Genomic DNA, 17,240 nt, shown 5'->3' with positions numbered 1-17,240 from the left:
GGAATAGTGGCTCGACGGAAAAGCCATCATAATCTTAAAAACGGATATCCAAAGGGAAGGTCGTAGCTTATACATACACCCAATTGGTTGATCTTTATGATTAAAAGTCCAACCAATTGACGAAAAGAAGGAATAAAAATTTATAGTGAGTGGAATAAATTAGATCTTATCAATATGGGAAATAGCGCCAGAAGTGATTTTTACTCTCACTCGATAAGTGGATAGCGTGATTGAATAAACACCGTCATTTGGTTTTTGTGCTAATAAATGCTGTAACCCTAACAGCAACTCATCTGTATCGTTACCACAGCTGGTGTTTCTTGAATCTAGGTATTCTTTTCCCTGCTTCATGGCCTTATCCAATACCACTGAAGCGACTTGCTGAGTAGACTTATTTTTCAACGTCTTAAACAATGCGCTTTTTAATAAACTCATGGTTATTCTCCTGATAAAGATACCGGCTCATACGCACATATCATTTATGAACCGGTGCCTGATTGGTTTTGGGAACAATCCGAGTGTAACAAGCTCGCACTAAAAGTCTAAATCAAATTCGTTTCAAACTATGTCAGATGTGTATGACCCCTACGCTATCTCAGCTAAATAACCTGAGGTTTGGATAAGGAATGAGCCAACTCATTGTTTTTTAACTACATCAAATTATTTCCTAATCTAGCCAGAGAGTTTTAGGGATAACCAGGCGAATTTACGCACCAATAGCTGGCTATTGGCAGTGAATTCAACGCAGTTAGCGCTAAAACTAGCTGCTAGAAAGGCATTAATTATTCGAAGCTCAGATTAAATAATTTATTTGCTCGGCAAGCTGCTTACCAGAGAAAAGCTTCGGTACAAAGTGTAATAGGTTTAAGGAAAGCTGGTGCTCTGAGCGGGTGGTATTTACTAAGCTGGGTAAAGTGCCTAATTCGCTGCTTATATCGTGCCAAACGGGATTAGCCTCATTGAGCTTGTCATAAGCAATCGTATTGAACTCAAAATTTTCAAAATATTCATCAACTAAGAACAAGGGCTGAGTGAGCTTGAGCGAATCAAGTAACTCACGAGAGAGGTTTTGTCGAGCTTCAGAACTATTATTGGTAAAGAAGTGATCTGGTAGATTATAGCCAATGATTAAATCAGAACTTGCATATAAGCTATTGGTATACAACAAAGCAGTAAGAATAAGATAGGTATCGTACCTTGCTAAGCTCACACCTTGCAAAAGCTCACTCTGCTTACTAAGGTCAATCGCACAGCGACTACGCATGATACGCCAAAAACAATGTTGATTCAGGGAGAGGTCCTGCGCGCCAGCGCCTGCCAACTTAGATTTCCAACTCGATATAAACAATTCAAACCCTTCTGTTTTGAATTGATCGACTTCAAATGACATCCTTTTCTCCTCAAATTGTTTGTACCAAAAAATATACAGGCATCACACAAAGCTATAAGAATATAGAGAAATGGCAATTACACGACATTACAGCAGCAAAAGTAGAAATGATTGTTATAGTAAAAAGCCCGCGGGTGCGGGCTTTAAAAGAAAGGATTACTTGTATTCAACTTCGATGATTTCATATTCAACAGCGCCGTTCGGCGTTTGAATATTCACTGTATCATCTAGTTCTTTACCGATTAATCCACGCGCAATCGGTGAATTAACAGAAATCAAGTTGTTCTTAAGATCGGCCTCGTCGTCACCAACGATACGATAAGTTACTTCTTTGTCTGTATCTACATTAACAATAGTCACAGTACTACCAAAAATAACCTTGCCATTGTTCTGCATTTTAGTCACGTCGATGATCTGTGCTGTTGAAAGCTTAGCTTCAATTTCTTGAATTCGGCCTTCACAAAAACCTTGCTGCTCACGTGCAGCATGGTATTCAGCGTTTTCTTTTAAGTCACCGTGTTCACGCGCTTCTGCAATATCTGCAACGATTTTCGGGCGAACAACTTTTTTTAAATGATTCAGTTCATCACGAAGCAATTCTTCGCCTCGTACTGTCATCGGAATTGATTGCATAAGTATCTCACTCATTGCCAGAGCTGACGCTCTGGCTTTGTTCTTTTTAGTTCAAACGCTGGTGTAGTTCTTGAACAGAGTTTACAGAACTTCTGTCGTCAGCTTCATTCGCTGTACAGTTTGCAAACGCTGCATTTAGCGTAGTGGTGTAGTTAGTCTTATGCTGAAGTGCACCACGACGTAACACCTTCGAGTCCTCAATAGCTTGGCGACCTTCGGTAGTATTAACGATATAGCTGTACTCACCATTCTTGATACGGTCAAGAATATGAGGACGGCCTTCGAATACTTTGTTTACGCGACGTACTTCAATACCCGCTTCTTCAAGCGCTTTCGCCGTACCATTCGTTGCATCTAACTCAAAACCAATTGCTTTCATTGTCTTAGCTAGTTCAACTACGCGTGCCTTATCACCATTACGCACAGATAGTAGCGCGCGGCCGCCACGTGGTAAAGTGTTTGATGCACCTAATTGGGCTTTTGCGAATGCTTCGGCGAAGTTTTCACCAACCCCCATCACTTCACCCGTCGAGCGCATCTCTGGACCACGCATTGGGTCAACACCTGGGAACTTAGCGAATGGCAATACCACTTCTTTTACACTGTAATATGGAGGGATAACTTCCTTCGTTACACCTTGGCTTTCAAGAGACTGGCCAACCATACAACGTGCAGCAACCTTTGCAAGTGCAACGCCTGTTGCTTTTGAAACAAATGGTACTGTACGAGCAGCGCGCGGGTTAACTTCAATCAGGTAAACTTGACCATCTTTCACCGCGAACTGGGTATTCATCAGGCCAACAACACCTAGCTCCAGCGCCATATCACGGACTTGCTTACGCATCACGTCTTGAATATCTTGCGGCAGTGTGTGTGCTGGTAATGAACAAGCCGAGTCACCCGAGTGAACACCCGCCTGCTCGATGTGTTCCATAATACCGCCGATGATAACGTTCTCACCGTCACAGATAGCATCTACGTCTACTTCAATTGCATCATCTAAGAAACGGTCAAGTAGTACTGGAGCTTCATTAGAAACAGACACCGCTTCTGTCATGTAGCGACGTAAGTCGTCTTCATCGTACACGATTTCCATTGCACGACCACCAAGTACGTATGATGGACGAACAACCAGTGGGAAGCCAATTTCTTGTGATTTAGCAACCGCTTCTTCTAGTGACGTTACTGTTGCGTTTTCTGGTTGTAGTAGGTTTAGACGCTCTACAAGCTGTTGGAAGCGCTCACGGTCTTCTGCGCGGTCGATAGCGTCAGGAGAAGTACCAATTACTGGTACACCATTCGCTTCAAGATCTCGGGCCAATTTAAGTGGAGTTTGACCACCGTACTGAACGATCACACCTTTTGGCTTTTCAACACGGACAATTTCTAGCACGTCTTCAAGTGTAATTGGCTCGAAGAATAAGCGGTCAGACGTATCGTAGTCTGTTGAAACTGTCTCTGGGTTACAGTTAACCATGATAGTTTCATAGCCATCTTCACGCATCGCAAGGGCTGCGTGTACACAGCAGTAATCGAATTCGATACCTTGACCGATACGGTTAGGACCGCCACCGATAACCATGATTTTGTCTTTGTCAGAAGGATTCGCTTCACATTCTTCATCATACGTTGAGTACATGTAAGCGGTGTCTGAGCTAAACTCTGCAGCACATGTGTCTACGCGCTTGTAAACTGGCAGAATTTCAAGCTGGTGACGCTTCTTGCGAATTTCTTTTTCTGATACGCCTGCGATTTCGGCAATGCGAGCATCTGAGAAACCTTTACGCTTCAAGCGGCGCAGGAAGTCTTTGTTTAGACCTGCCATGCCCACTTCAGCGATTGTCGCTTCATCTTTTAAGATGTCTTCGATTTGAACTAGGTACCAAGGGTCAACTTTAGTGAGTTCAAATACCTCTTCAACAGACATACCGTGACGCATCGCATCAGCAATGTACCAAATACGCTCAGCACCTGGCTCGCGTAATTCACGGATGATCGTTTCTTTTGCGTTTGGCGCGTCTAGTGCAACGATTGGGTTCAGACCCGTTGCACCCACTTCTAGGCCTCGTAGTGCTTTTTGTAATGATTCTTGTTGGTTACGACCAATTGCCATTACCTCACCAACCGACTTCATTTGCGTAGTTAGACGGTCGTTTGAGCCTGCGAATTTTTCGAAGTTAAAACGAGGGATCTTAGTCACTACGTAGTCGATTGACGGCTCAAATGATGCTGGAGTTGCACCACCTGTGATGTCGTTTTGAAGCTCATCAAGCGTATAACCTACGGCAAGCTTGGCAGCGATTTTAGCGATCGGGAATCCCGTTGCTTTTGACGCAAGTGCAGAAGAACGCGATACACGCGGGTTCATCTCGATGATAACCATACGGCCATCAACAGGATTTACACCAAACTGAACGTTTGAACCACCAGTTTCAACACCAATTTCACGAAGTACCGCCATCGAGGCGTTACGCATGATTTGATATTCTTTATCCGTTAGCGTTTGTGCTGGTGCAACTGTGATTGAGTCACCAGTGTGTACGCCCATTGGGTCGAAGTTTTCGATTGAACATACGATGATACAGTTGTCGTTTTTATCACGAACCACTTCCATCTCATATTCTTTCCAGCCTAATAGGCTTTCATCGATAAGCAGCTCATTTGTTGGTGATAGGTCAAGACCACGAGTACAAATCTCGTCAAACTCTTCCATGTTATACGCAACACCACCACCGGTGCCGCCCATCGTGAATGAAGGACGAATAATACATGGGAACCCGATACGAGTTAAGATATCGTGCGCTTCATCCATTGAGTGTGCAATTTCAGCACGAGGACATTCTAAGCCAATATTTTTCATCGCCGCGTCAAAACGCTCGCGGTTTTCCGCTTTATCGATTGCATCTGCAGTCGCACCAATTAGCTCAACGCCATGTTTAGCAAGCACACCGTGCTTATCTAGGTCTAGCGCACAGTTAAGAGCTGTTTGGCCACCCATAGTAGGCAGCACCGCATCAGGCTTTTCTTTTTCGATGATCTTTTCTACCACCTCCCAGTGAATAGGCTCGATGTAAGTTGCATCCGCCATTTCAGGATCAGTCATGATAGTCGCAGGGTTAGAGTTTACAAGAATAACTCTATAGCCTTCTTCTCTAAGCGCTTTACAGGCCTGAGCACCAGAGTAATCGAATTCACATGCTTGGCCGATAACGATTGGGCCTGCGCCCAAAATCAGAATGCTTTTTATGTCGGTACGTTTTGGCATTATTACTCCGGTCTAATTAAGCGTTGCGAGATTGCATTAATTCAATGAAATGGTCGAATAGCGGTGCCGCATCATGTGGACCAGGACTTGCTTCAGGGTGACCTTGGAAGCTAAACGCTGGCTTATCAGTACGGTGAATACCTTGCAGTGTGCCATCGAACAGTGACTTGTGCGTTGCACGTAGCGTATCAGGAAGCGTTGCTTCATCAGCAGCAAAACCGTGGTTTTGTGCAGTGATCATCACGACATCACGATCTAAGTCTTTAACCGGGTGGTTACCACCATGGTGACCAAACTTCATTTTTACTGTTTTCGCACCAGAAGCGAGTGCTAATAATTGATGGCCTAAACAAATACCAAAAATAGGTGTATCTGTTTCTAAAAATGCTTTGATTGCTTCAATGGCATAAGTACATGGCTCAGGGTCGCCAGGGCCATTTGATAGGAAGATACCATCAGGGTTTAATGCAAGTACGTCAGCAGCGGAGGTTTCTGCTGGAACAACGGTTAACTTACAGCCTCTATCAACTAACATTCTAAGAATGTTCTTTTTTACACCAAAATCGTACGCAACAACATGGAATTTTTCTTCTTCAGCAGAAAGCGTTTTAAAGCCCTCGCCTAGAGTCCAGCTTGATTCACGCCATTCAAACTGAGATTCTGTTGTTACTACTTTTGCTAAATCCATCCCTTTCAAGCCAGGGAATGCTTGCGCCGCTTCTAGCGCTTTTTGCTCGTCTACTTCCTCACCTGCGATAATACAGCCATTTTGGGCGCCTTTATCACGTAAAATGCGAGTTAGTTTACGAGTATCAATATCTGCGATCCCTAAGATATTGCGTTCTTTCAAGTAATCACTCAATGATTGTTCGTTACGGAAATTACTCGCAAGCAGTGGTAAGTCACGGATCACTAGGCCTTTTGCCCAGATCTTGTCCGCTTCCTCATCTTCGCTGTTAGTACCGGTGTTGCCGATATGTGGGTAAGTAAGCGTAACGATTTGTTCCGCGTATGAAGGATCCGTTAAGATCTCTTGATACCCCGTCATTGACGTATTGAATACCACCTCACCGACTGACATACCGTCAGCACCGATAGCAGTACCGCGAAACACCGTGCCGTCTTCAAGGACTAACAGAGCGGATTTAGTCAAGTTAACCTCCTAATAGTAAAAAACGGGCGAAAGCAAAACGCTCAACATCCCGTCTACAAAGCGCTTGGTAACACGCAGTTATTAAAATTTTGGCAAATTCGTTATAGTCTACAGCATGAATGCCTTTTCGTCTAATACAAATCACAAAAATTATAAAAATAAGCCATTAAACTCTTTTTTTGCTTTAAAGCCTCAAAATGTTATACTTACTTCTTTAAATCTAGCACATCTTGCATATCATAAAGGCCTGCTGGTTTATCTTTTAGCCACTGCGCAGCCCTTACAGCACCTGATGCAAAGGTCAATCTCGACGCTGCTTTATGTGTTAATTCAAGCCTTTCCCCCATTGTCGAGAAGTAAGCTGTATGTTCACCTACTATATCTCCCGCTCTAAGGACCGAATAACCGATTTCTTGTTGAGATTTCGCTTCATGGCTCTGACTTCGGTCGTAAACCGCAACCTCATCATGTTGCCAGCCTTTTGCTTCTGCAATCGCCTCTCCGATAGCGAGCGCAGTACCTGAGGGCGCGTCGATTTTGTTGCGATGGTGTGCTTCGAAAATTTCAATATCCATGTCGTCAGCCAGCTTTTGTGCGGCTGTTTGTACTAAGTTAAGTAGCAGGTTAATACCAACGCTATAGTTGCGAGAAAACACAATTGGGATATCTTTTGCGGCCTCCACCAACAGCGCCATTTCACTTGCTGTCAGTCCAGTCGTACCGATCACCATCGGTTTTTTAGCGGCAATTGCAGCTGATAAATGCTGCTTCATGCCCTCTGGCAAAGTGAAGTCTATTAATACGTCAACATTTTCAAGCTTACTTTGCTCAGAGCTAAAACAGATATTTGCGTCTGCTTGAGGCTGCAATTGATTAACTGCTTTATCAAGATATTGTGAATTATCTCGTACAAAAGCGTTGGCCAGCTCTACTCGTTGTGACAAATAACAGGCTTCAATCAATGCTAACCCCATTCTGCCATTCGCACCGTAAATACCTATTCTTGTCATACGTTACCCTTTTTTATTTGCGATGTTGATTATCCACAAGGCAGCAACGATGGCTAACCGGATAATAGAAATGTGTTTTTGCGGGAGTAGAGTTTACCGTATCTGTGTGTCATAGTCAGTTAAGTTGAAAATAATAAAACATTAGACTTTAGACGTCTAAACATATAAACTGCCGCGATCGCTCACCTATTGAAGTTGAGAGATTTTCACCTTATACCAATTGCATTAAGTAAATGGGCTATTTTGAAGCGGAGAAATAGCTTTAGTAGCTAGGCAAAAATTTTGCTATTTAGTTGTTCTAAATGAGAAATTTTTAACGACGCTAATATGCTAATTCACCCTTCAAATTGGTTGGAGAATTAATACAATTGGTATTAGGTGTGTTGTGCGGTTTTACAGCTGGCTATTGGCTGTGCTTTATTGTTGAGGAGTGCTATGCAACCAAATTACAATCAAACAAAGGCAAAACTATCATTATTGCCGCTGTTGACCTTTGTAGGAATTTTTCTTGGCGCAGGATTGTATTTGCAATCGCAAGGCGTTGACTATGCGTTTTATCAATTAAAGGCTCCTGTTGCGATTTTACCAGCCATCGTTCTCGCTTTTTTACTTAATAAAGATACTATCAACCGCAGCGTCGAAACTTTTATTCAAGGCGCAGGACACAGCAATATTATCACCATGTGCCTCATCTATTTATTAGCAGGTGCTTTTTCTGCGGTTGCAAGTGCCACTGGCGGTGTTGACGCTGTGGTTAACGCCGGTTTATCGCTTATTCCTCCGGCATTTTTATTACCCGGCTTGTTCCTTATTTCTGCTGTCGTCTCTACCGCAATGGGAACCTCCATGGGCACAATTGGTGCAATTGGACCTATTGCTGTTGCCGTCGCGATGAAAACCGGAATTGATCCAGCACTTATGGCTGGTACCATCGTTTCGGGCGCAATGTTTGGCGATAACTTATCCATTATTTCTGATACCACAATTGCAGCAACGCGAACGCAAGGCTGTGAAATGAAAGATAAATTTAGAGAGAATCTAAAAATAGCCCTACCAGCTGCACTGCTGACTGTTTTACTCTTGGTGTTTTTAACCCCAGAGCCGCAGATTGTAGAAACCAAGCCGTTTGATTGGTTATTAGTTTTACCATACGCATTTATTTTGGTCTTGGCGGTGATTGGTATCAATGTTTTTGTGGTGCTCTTTAGTGGTATCGTTTTTGCCGGCTGTATGGGTTTTGCCGGTGACTATCAAGGCGCTGCGTTCTTAAACGATATCTATAAAGGCTTTAGTGATATGCAGGAGATTTTCTTGCTATCGATGTTCATTGGTGGCTTATCTGAATTTATTCGTATCAATGGCGGCCTAGATTTTTTAGCCAAACAAATCCAAAAAATTACCAGCATTATCGCGAAATGGCACCGTCAAGTAGCTGATCAACTCGGTATTGCTGCACTCGTGTTAACAAGTAACTTGTGTATCGCAAATAACACGGTAAGTATCATAGTTGCTGGCCCCGTTGCTAAAAAACTGGCTGAAGATGGAAAGATCTCAGCTAAGCGTTCGGCAAGCTTACTAGATATTTTTGCTTGTGTTATGCAAGGCTCTTTACCCTATGGTGCACAGGCACTGTTACTCGGAGCCACGTTTAAAATCAGCCCTTGGGACGTATCTAGTTCTTCTTATTACTGTTTCATTTTAGCTTTCACCGCCATTAGCGTTATCTGCCTAAGAAGAAATAAAGCATAATTTATTCGGTTTAAGCGCCCAACTTTGGGCGCTTTTGTTATACTTTCATTTTTAACGCTATCCGAATTTATAAATGAAAATCAACACGCTCATCATTTCCTCCTCACTCGCTTTTAGCACATTTAGTTACGCTGCTGATTGGAGTACAACGCAACTACATATAAACCATGGTGATTTCAAAAACCCGTTTAGCAGAAACGAAGCAACGGCAACGGTTTACTCATTACAACATGCGTCTGGATATCGCTACGGCGATAATTTCTTCTTTATCGATTACAGCAAAGATAACCTTCGTGATGGTTACCAAGATGGTGACTTTTATGGAGAGTGGTATTCAAGCTTGTCGATGTCAAAGGTTGCTGGCTTTAAGTCTTCTTTCGACGCCATAGCTGACGTTAGCTTAACGATGGGTTTCAATGCAGCCGGAGACGCTAAGGTGATGAAATACTTGCCTGGTGTCAAAGTAAATTGGAATTTTGACGGGTTCAATTTTTTCTCTTCTACATTCACACTTTATCAAGACGATAGCCAAGGTATTAGTCATGGCGGTGCGCCTAAAGAAAGTGATAGTTGGATGATAGATCTCGCATGGGGTTACCCCTTTACAATTGGCGAGCAAAAGTTCTATCTCACAGGTCACGTAGAATATATTGGCAAGCGAGAGAACGAGTTGGGTAATGACGTAAAAGGCTGGCTGCTCGCGCAGCCAATTCTACAATGGGATCTAGGCAACGCGGTAGGTATGCCTGACAACCAGTTAATGTTAGGTGTTGAATGGCAATATTGGCGTAACAAACTTGGCACAGATACCAATGAATCTGTTCCCCAGCTACACCTAGCGTGGACTTTCTAACTCTGAACTCGCTTTTGACCTTTGATTTTACTCTGTGATGGTTGAGTCAAAGGTACTCATTATTTATCAGCTCCCAACTGATACATCTACCATTCAAAGTATAAAGAGCAGTGTTGTGGTAATAGTTTTTTGTGATGGATTAGTGCTCACACCAAGATAGCGCAACTTCCAATAGCGACGCATTCGTCGATACACTGGCGGCCACTTTTTGCTGCTCAGATAACAGCGCATTATAAGATGCAATCAACTCTGGGAGCTGTAATGTATAAACATATTTCTCCATATTGCTGCCGTAATCACTTTGGAGCAATATGGGTAAAGTCGAAATAAGAAACTCAACTTGATCTGCTTTTGGCTGTATGCCATTTCTACTTTTTTGAAAAATTAGCTCCTGCCAAGTAAACACAATAGATAATTCTTTATCCTCTACCGCACTTAGCTGAGTTTTCACTGTATTTATATAGCGCCTATAGTTTTTCCACTGATTGGCAAGCAGGTAAACATTTAATAAATTTAACCCAGTATAACTCGCTTCGTATGCTTGCTCTGCTTTTTGATGATAGAGGAAAGCTTGCCTATATAGTCTTGCAGCATGCTGATACTTACTCATGTCAAAATAAACATTAGCTAAGTTATTGTTAAGTGCCGCTTCCAGTTGTTCATCCTTCACCTCAGACAATGTCGGCGCTAAAATATTGATTGCTTCTTCTAACTGCCCTGTTGTTCGATATAAAACGGCAAGATTATTAACGATAAGTGGCCTTTGCTCGTGAGTTGAGTACTTAAGTGCACATTCATAGTTTTTTTGCGCAAGCGTAGGCTTACCGATCCGGCGATAATAAATCGCGAGGTAATTTGCAATTTGCCCCTTTTCGGACTGCAAATACGCAAGCCACTCAGTATTGTCGGAAAATAGCGCTACTATTTCACGAATTCTGACCGTATCGTTTGTTTTAATTGCAGCTTCTAAACCGGCGCGATGTAACTCATAGATACCTTTAGAAGGCTGTTCTGGAAGTTTGGGTAACGCTGCTTCATATACTCGAGTTGCTTGTGTTGGGTTAGAGATGTTTAAATCTTGAATAACCTGCAATGTCTTAAACAATTCATCAGGGGCGAGTACTGTCAGAGAAGAAACTATAATTAAAATTGGTAGCACTTTCGCTCTCCGATTTCCTGATTTAAAGTAATCATAGTGAAGCTTCCGCTGGTTGGCAAAATGCCTGAGCGTGCAGCAGTATAAAATTGCTAGCGACTTCACATTAAACACATCAAATCCATTTGGGTTATCAAAACATGGACTCTGTGACTACAAAAACTAAAAGCAGCACAACAAGGTATTTAATCGATGCAGAAAGACACAGTAATTACACAGTCACAGCTTAATAAAAAGATGACACAGGCTATCGAGTATTTTATTTCGGGCCAAGACCAAGCAGCAGAGCAAGCATTTCAGCAACTATATCAACAACAGCCTACTCAGCAGGTTATTTTATATCTCGCACAATTGGCACAGCGTAGACAAGCCGGGAGTGAATGGATTGAACAGCTTGAAGCACTGCTGCATAAACACCCAGATGTACCAGATAGCTATTATATTCTCGCTCGCAGTTATCAACAAAACAGACAACTACCACTCGCAGCTCAAACCTTCTATCAAGCGCTAGGGTGGCGCTTGCAGCATGACGCACTGACAAACATTGCAGCAGTTCAATCATCCGAAGTACCAATACATGAAAGCGCGAGCTCAACTAAACTAGCTCCTGAAAACGCATTACACCTATTACTACAAACATTGTCATCCTTAAAAAAGGCGGGATTTTATGCTTTTCCTACGGCTGGTACTTTGCTTGGGTTAGAGCGTGAAGGTCAACTCTTAGAAAATGATAAAGATGTTGATATTGGTATCGACTGGTCTCACATGGAAAGCGTAATCGAACATTTACAGCATCTTGGCTGGCAGGAAGAAGCGCAATCCTATGGACTTATAAACCCTCGATGTTTTCGCCACCAATCAGGCTTAGTGCTTGACCTTTGCGGTTATGCCACAGAGCAAAGCACTGGGGACACAATATCAGGTTTATGGATGCAAGACGTACCTTTTACTTGGAATAGAGTGACGCGTTTCTCTGCTATTCAAGTTGTGAGCATCAGCTCACCTGCTGGAGAAATTTGTTATCCCCAGTATCCAGAGCAAATCTTACAAGCATTATATGGGCTGGATTGGAAAATACCTGACACAAATTTTGATACCATCGTCTGCGCCCCAAATATTATGCAAGATTCCTACTTATATTACTGTTATGCCTACTCTCACCTCTACACTGAGTGGAAAAAAGGCAACTTCAAAAAAATGCATGCCATGCTTAAGGTGCTATTAAAGTTCAAGCCTCATGACAGTCTTTTAAAAAATCTTATGCAGTTCGTACAGAAGCAGATGAAATCACAACAGCCGTGCCGTGTTTTAGCGCTTGGTTTTTTTGATCTGCTTCACCCTGGTCACCTAACGTATTTGTCGTTAGCGAAATCACACGGAGACTACTTAGTTGTTGGGGTCGCACCGGATGCTTTTGCGTTAAAAAGTAAGGGACGACCGCCAATAATGGATCAAGACGAGCGCTTAAGTATTATTAAGGCATTAGCATGCGTAGATAAAGCGGTTTTAGTCGGTGCACCAATGGCTGATACTGAGCGAGCAGCGCACTGGATCGCACAACAAAGAGTAAACCTTGTGATCTGCGGTGATGAATGGCAACACACACCCCGCTGGCAGGCATTGGAAGCAGCTTTAGCACCACAAAATATTCAGGTTGTTTATATCCCTTATACCCAAGGAGTTTCTAGCACTAAAATTAAAGAAAGAATACAAAACTTCAATGAGAGTTAACGCTGTGTATCTACTGGGAGCGAGTGTTGAAACGGGTTTTAATGTACATGCTTTTTGCTGGAACTTCATTGCAAGCCATCGGCGGGTAAACCGCCTTCCACCATGTTGCACTGTGCTTATATGTTTTACTGTGCTGATACTGTGGTGGGAGCGAGTTCACCTCGCGATGTGTTGATTGGCTTGTGAGATTTTCTATACCCCAAACAACAAAAAAACCCGTCGCATCTCTGCAACGGGTTTTGATGTACATGGATGTTCGAATGTCGATGAAGTTCATGGATGAACGCTTTTCATCAACCTCTTATTTGGCCCTGGCTCGCTACGAAGTAGGATGTTCTCATTTTTTAAATAGAGAGTCACATGGGTGATCCACACTATCATTGACCAGGGCCGACCCTTCGGCTGTTTTGTTTCACTTCTGAGTTTGGGTGACGAGAAACCGAAGCACCGCTTCGCAGTTCGAGGAAGTGAGCGCAAGGACGCGCGAAGGGGAGATGCTACATGGAAGTACTTTACCCCAAACAGCAAAAAACCCGTCGCATTGCTGCAACGGGTTTCTCTTATTTGGCCCTGGCGATGTTCTACTTTCACATGGGTAATCCACACTATCATTGACCGGGGCCGACCCTTCGGCTGTTTTGTTTCACTTCTGAGTTTGGGTGACGAGAAACCGAAGCACCGCTTCGCAGTTCGAGGAAGTGAGCGCAAGGACGCGCGAAGGGGAGATGCTACATGGAAGTACTTTACCCCAAACAGCAAAAAACCCGTCGCATTGCTGCAACGGGTTTCTCTTATTTGGCCCTGGCGATGTTCTACTTTCACATGGGTAATCCACACTATCATCGACGCTGTTTTGTTTCACTTCTGAGTTCGGCATGGGGTCAGGTGGGTCCAAAACGCTATAGTCACCAGGAAATTCTGTTCATCAATGAAGTCTCCTTCATCAATGTAAATCTGGAAAAAGCTATTAAATTCTTTTGTCTACTTTAGTCTATTAACTTCTGTTAGCTAAGGCCTCCATGGATGGAGGTCATGCTAGGAATTGTCTGGAACAATTCTAGTAAACCACTTTGGCGTTGTATGGTTAAGCCTCACGGGTAATTAGTACGAGTTAGCTTAATGCCTCACAGCACTTCCACATCTCGCCTATCAACGTTGTAGTCTTCAACGGCCCTTCAGTTGACTCTAAGTCAAAGTGAGAACTCATCTCGAGGCCTGCTTCCCGCTTAGATGCTTTCAGCGGTTATCAGTTCCGAACGTAGCTACCGGGCAATGCAATTGGCATCACAACCCGAACACCAGCGGTTCGTCCACTCCGGTCCTCTCGTACTAGGAGCAGCCCCTCTCAATTCTCAAACGCCCACGGCAGATAGGGACCGAACTGTCTCACGACGTTCTAAACCCAGCTCGCGTACCACTTTAAATGGCGAACAGCCATACCCTTGGGACCGACTTCAGCCCCAGGATGTGATGAGCCGACATCGAGGTGCCAAACACCGCCGTCGATATGAACTCTTGGGCGGTATCAGCCTGTTATCCCCGGAGTACCTTTTATCCGTTGAGCGATGGCCCTTCCATTCAGAACCACCGGATCACTATGACCTACTTTCGTACCTGCTCGACGTGTCTGTCTCGCAGTTAAGCTTGCTTCTACCATTACACTAACCGTACGATGTCCGACCGTACTTAGCAAACCTTCGTGCTCCTCCGTTACTCTTTGGGAGGAGACCGCCCCAGTCAAACTACCCACCAGGCACTGTCCTCAACCCCGATTCAGGGGCCTAAGTTAGAACATCAACACTACAAGGGTGGTATTTCAAGGTCGGCTCCACAGAAACTAGCGTTCCTGCTTCAAAGCCTCCCACCTATCCTACACATGTAGGGTCAATGTTCAGTGCCAAGCTGTAGTAAAGGTTCACGGGGTCTTTCCGTCTAGCCGCGGGTACACAGCATCTTCACTGCGATTTCAATTTCACTGAGTCTCGGGTGGAGACAGCGTGGCCATGGTTACACCATTCGTGCAGGTCGGAACTTACCCGACAAGGAATTTCGCTACCTTAGGACCGTTATAGTTACGGCCGCCGTTTACCGGGGCTTCGATCAAGAGCTTCGCCTAAGCTAACCCCATCAATTAACCTTCCGGCACCGGGCAGGTGTCACACCGTATACGTCATCTTACGATTTTGCACAGTGCTGTGTTTTTAATAAACAGTCCCAGCCACCTGGTCACTGCGGCTCTCGTTTGCTTACAGAGCAAGTCTTTCACAAACAAGAGCGTACCTTCTCCCGAAGTTACGGTACAATTTTGCCTAGTTCCTTCACCCGAGTTCTCTCAAGCGCCTTAGTATTCTCTACCTGACCACCTGTGTCGGTTTAGGGTACGATTCAGTATGAACTGAAGCTTAGAGGCTTTTCCTGGAAGTAGGGCATCAACAACTTCACCACCTTAGTGGCTCGTCTCGACTCTCAGCCTTAGCAACCCGGATTTTCCTAAGTCACCAGCCTACAGCCTTTCACATGGACAACCAACGCCATGCTTGCCTAGCCTGCTCCGTCCCCCCATCGCATTCATACCGAGTACGGGAATATTAACCCGTTTCCCATCGACTACGCTCTTCAGCCTCGCCTTAGGGGTCGACTCACCCTACCCTGATTAACATGGGATAGGAACCCTTGGTCTTCCGGCGGAGGAGTTTTTCACTCCTCTTGTCGTTACTCATGTCAGCATTCGCACTTCTGATATGTCCAGCATGCCTCCCGGCACACCTTCAGCCACTTACAGAACGCTCCCCTACCCCGCGAATATACCCCGAAACTATCTCTTGCCAACTCAACGTGTTGGTCGCTTGACCGTTGGGCACTTCGTGCGTCAACGTTAATCTTAAAATAGTTTGGGTGGTATATTCGCAGCCGTAGCTTCGGTGGTATGTTTAGCCCCGTTACATCTTCCGCGCAGGCCGACTCGACTAGTGAGCTATTACGCTTTCTTTAAAGGGTGGCTGCTTCTAAGCCAACCTCCTAGCTGTTTTAGCCTTCCCACATCGTTTCCCACTTAACATACACTTTGGGACCTTAGCTGACGGTCTGGGTTGTTTCCCTCTCCACGACGGACGTTAGCACCCGCCGTGTGTCTCCCGGATATTACTTTACGGTATTCGGAGTTTGCAAAGGGTTGGTAAGTCGGGATGACCCCCTAGCCTTAACAGTGCTCTACCCCCGTAAGTATTCGTCCGAGGCTCTACCTAAATAGATTTCGGGGAGAACCAGCTATCTCCCGGTTTGATTAGCCTTTCACTCCTAGCCACAGGTCATCCCCTAACTTTTCAACGTTAGTGGGTTCGGTCCTCCAGTTGATGTTACTCAACCTTCAACCTGCCCATGGCTAGATCACCGGGTTTCGGGTCTATACCCTGCAACTTAAGCGCCCAGTTAAGACTCGCTTTCGCTACGGCTCCCCTAAATGGTTAACCTCGCTACAGAATATAAGTCGCTGACCCATTATACAAAAGGTACGCAGTCACCCAACAAGTAGGCTCCTACTGCTTGTACGTACACGGTTTCAGGTTCTATTTCACTCCCCTCACAGGGGTTCTTTTCGCCTTTCCCTCACGGTACTGGTTCACTATCGGTCAGTTGGGAGTATTTAGCCTTGGAGGATGGTCCCCCCATATTCAGTCAAAGTTTCACGTGCTCCGACCTACTCGATTTCACTTTAGATAAGTTTTTGTGTACGGGACTATCACCCTGTTTCGTCATGCTTTCCAGCATATTCCACTAACTACACTAAAGCTTAAGGGCTGCTCCGATTTCGCTCGCCGCTACTTTCGGAATCTCGGTTGATTTCTTTTCCTACGGGTACTTAGATGTTTCAGTTCTCCGCGTTCGCCTCGTTAACCTATGTATTCAGTTAACGATACCTGCAAGCAGGTGGGTTTCCCCATTCGGAAATCCTAGTCTCAAGCGCCTCTTACTGGCTTGACTAGGCTTATCGCAAGTTAGTACGTCCTTCATCGCCTCCAACTGCCAAGGCATCCACCGTGTACGCTTAGTCACTTAACCATACAACCCAAAATAGTTTTAAGTTGTACTGCTAAAGACAGTTTAACTTCGCCAGAAGTTAATATTGAATACTAAAGTAGACGCTAATTAATCATCGAAATGATTAATCGGCATTTTCTTTCGAAAACTCGATAAATAACTTTCGTTATCTATCAGAATTTAATTTTTCAGCTTTTCCAAATTTTTAAAGAGCAATATCACTTAGCCATCAGGCCAAGCAACAATCATCTGTGTGGACACT

General features: G+C 44.2%; 10 protein-coding genes and 2 rRNA genes. 3 read left to right on the top strand and 9 right to left on the bottom strand.

What is annotated here, in order from left to right; all coding sequences use genetic code 11:
* Positions 1 to 159: 159 nt before the first annotated feature.
* From GSF13_RS13055 to dapB, 6 genes are all read right to left on the bottom strand, one after another.
* Positions 160 to 435 carry a hypothetical protein gene (locus GSF13_RS13055; protein WP_010604031.1) on the bottom strand — a complete coding sequence of 92 codons (276 nt, stop codon included), beginning with the start codon at positions 433 to 435 and terminating at the stop codon, positions 160 to 162.
* A gap of 358 nt (positions 436 to 793) precedes the next feature.
* A complete protein-coding gene (locus tag GSF13_RS13050; protein ID WP_211868642.1) occupies positions 794 to 1,390 on the bottom strand; it encodes a hypothetical protein in 597 nt (198 codons plus the stop codon).
* Between the two features lie 156 nt (positions 1,391 to 1,546).
* Positions 1,547 to 2,023, bottom strand: a complete 477-nt coding sequence (greA, locus tag GSF13_RS13045) for a transcription elongation factor GreA (RefSeq protein WP_010377973.1) — start codon at positions 2,021 to 2,023, stop codon at positions 1,547 to 1,549.
* 46 nt (positions 2,024 to 2,069) lie between these two features.
* The gene (gene carB, locus GSF13_RS13040) at positions 2,070 to 5,288 is read right to left on the bottom strand and encodes a carbamoyl-phosphate synthase large subunit (protein ID WP_039495519.1); all 3,219 of its coding nucleotides are present in this window, start codon (positions 5,286 to 5,288) and stop codon (positions 2,070 to 2,072) included.
* 16 nt (positions 5,289 to 5,304) lie between these two features.
* Complete coding sequence (carA, locus tag GSF13_RS13035) at positions 5,305 to 6,441, bottom strand: glutamine-hydrolyzing carbamoyl-phosphate synthase small subunit (protein ID WP_045962293.1); 1,137 nt, start codon at positions 6,439 to 6,441, stop codon at positions 5,305 to 5,307.
* 206 nt (positions 6,442 to 6,647) lie between these two features.
* Positions 6,648 to 7,451 (bottom strand): 4-hydroxy-tetrahydrodipicolinate reductase, encoded by an 804-nt coding sequence (gene dapB / locus GSF13_RS13030; protein WP_174169061.1) that lies wholly within the window; start codon positions 7,449 to 7,451, stop codon positions 6,648 to 6,650.
* A gap of 435 nt (positions 7,452 to 7,886) precedes the next feature.
* Here dapB and GSF13_RS13025 point away from each other — a divergent pair, with 435 nt between their 5' ends.
* Together GSF13_RS13025 and GSF13_RS13020 are read left to right on the top strand one after the other, a co-directional pair.
* Positions 7,887 to 9,200, top strand: a complete 1,314-nt coding sequence (locus GSF13_RS13025) for a Na+/H+ antiporter NhaC family protein (RefSeq protein WP_206473762.1) — start codon at positions 7,887 to 7,889, stop codon at positions 9,198 to 9,200.
* A gap of 73 nt (positions 9,201 to 9,273) precedes the next feature.
* A complete protein-coding gene (locus GSF13_RS13020) occupies positions 9,274 to 10,053 on the top strand; it encodes a nucleoside-binding protein (RefSeq protein ID WP_211868640.1) in 780 nt (259 codons plus the stop codon).
* A gap of 139 nt (positions 10,054 to 10,192) precedes the next feature.
* Here GSF13_RS13020 and GSF13_RS13015 read toward each other — a convergent pair whose 3' ends face one another.
* Positions 10,193 to 11,212 (bottom strand): tetratricopeptide repeat protein, encoded by a 1,020-nt coding sequence (locus GSF13_RS13015; RefSeq protein ID WP_206473758.1) that lies wholly within the window; start codon positions 11,210 to 11,212, stop codon positions 10,193 to 10,195.
* 189 nt (positions 11,213 to 11,401) lie between these two features.
* On the opposite strand from GSF13_RS13015, the gene GSF13_RS13010 reads away from it, so the two are divergent.
* Positions 11,402 to 12,940, top strand: coding sequence for an adenylyltransferase/cytidyltransferase family protein (locus GSF13_RS13010; RefSeq protein WP_211868638.1), 1,539 nt, complete (start codon positions 11,402 to 11,404; stop codon positions 12,938 to 12,940).
* A 799-nt stretch (positions 12,941 to 13,739) separates the two neighbouring features.
* Here GSF13_RS13010 and rrf read toward each other — a convergent pair.
* Positions 13,740 to 13,853, bottom strand: a 5S ribosomal RNA gene (rrf, locus tag GSF13_RS13005).
* A 167-nt stretch (positions 13,854 to 14,020) separates the two neighbouring features.
* Positions 14,021 to 16,999, bottom strand: a 23S ribosomal RNA gene (locus GSF13_RS13000).
* Between the last annotated feature and the right edge of the window lie 241 nt (positions 17,000 to 17,240).

The organism is Pseudoalteromonas sp. M8 (genome assembly GCF_018141365.1).
Classification (GTDB): Bacteria; Pseudomonadota; Gammaproteobacteria; order Enterobacterales; family Alteromonadaceae; genus Pseudoalteromonas.
Note: the sequence above shows the minus strand (reverse complement) of the source record. Positions and strands in the feature narration are given on the sequence as shown.

Bases quoted from the DNA above. Each gene is read 5' to 3' on its own strand.
- GSF13_RS13055 (WP_010604031.1), bottom strand. From the start codon at position 435: ATGAGTTTATTAAAAAGCGCATTGTTTAAGACGTTGAAAAATAAGTCT.
- GSF13_RS13050 (WP_211868642.1), bottom strand. From the start codon at position 1,390: ATGTCATTTGAAGTCGATCAATTCAAAACAGAAGGGTTTGAATTGTTT.
- greA (WP_010377973.1), bottom strand. From the start codon at position 2,023: ATGCAATCAATTCCGATGACAGTACGAGGCGAAGAATTGCTTCGTGAT.
- carB (WP_039495519.1), bottom strand. From the start codon at position 5,288: ATGCCAAAACGTACCGACATAAAAAGCATTCTGATTTTGGGCGCAGGC.
- dapB (WP_174169061.1), bottom strand. From the start codon at position 7,451: ATGACAAGAATAGGTATTTACGGTGCGAATGGCAGAATGGGGTTAGCA.
- GSF13_RS13025 (WP_206473762.1), top strand. From the start codon at position 7,887: ATGCAACCAAATTACAATCAAACAAAGGCAAAACTATCATTATTGCCG.
- GSF13_RS13020 (WP_211868640.1), top strand. From the start codon at position 9,274: ATGAAAATCAACACGCTCATCATTTCCTCCTCACTCGCTTTTAGCACA.
- GSF13_RS13010 (WP_211868638.1), top strand. From the start codon at position 11,402: ATGCAGAAAGACACAGTAATTACACAGTCACAGCTTAATAAAAAGATG.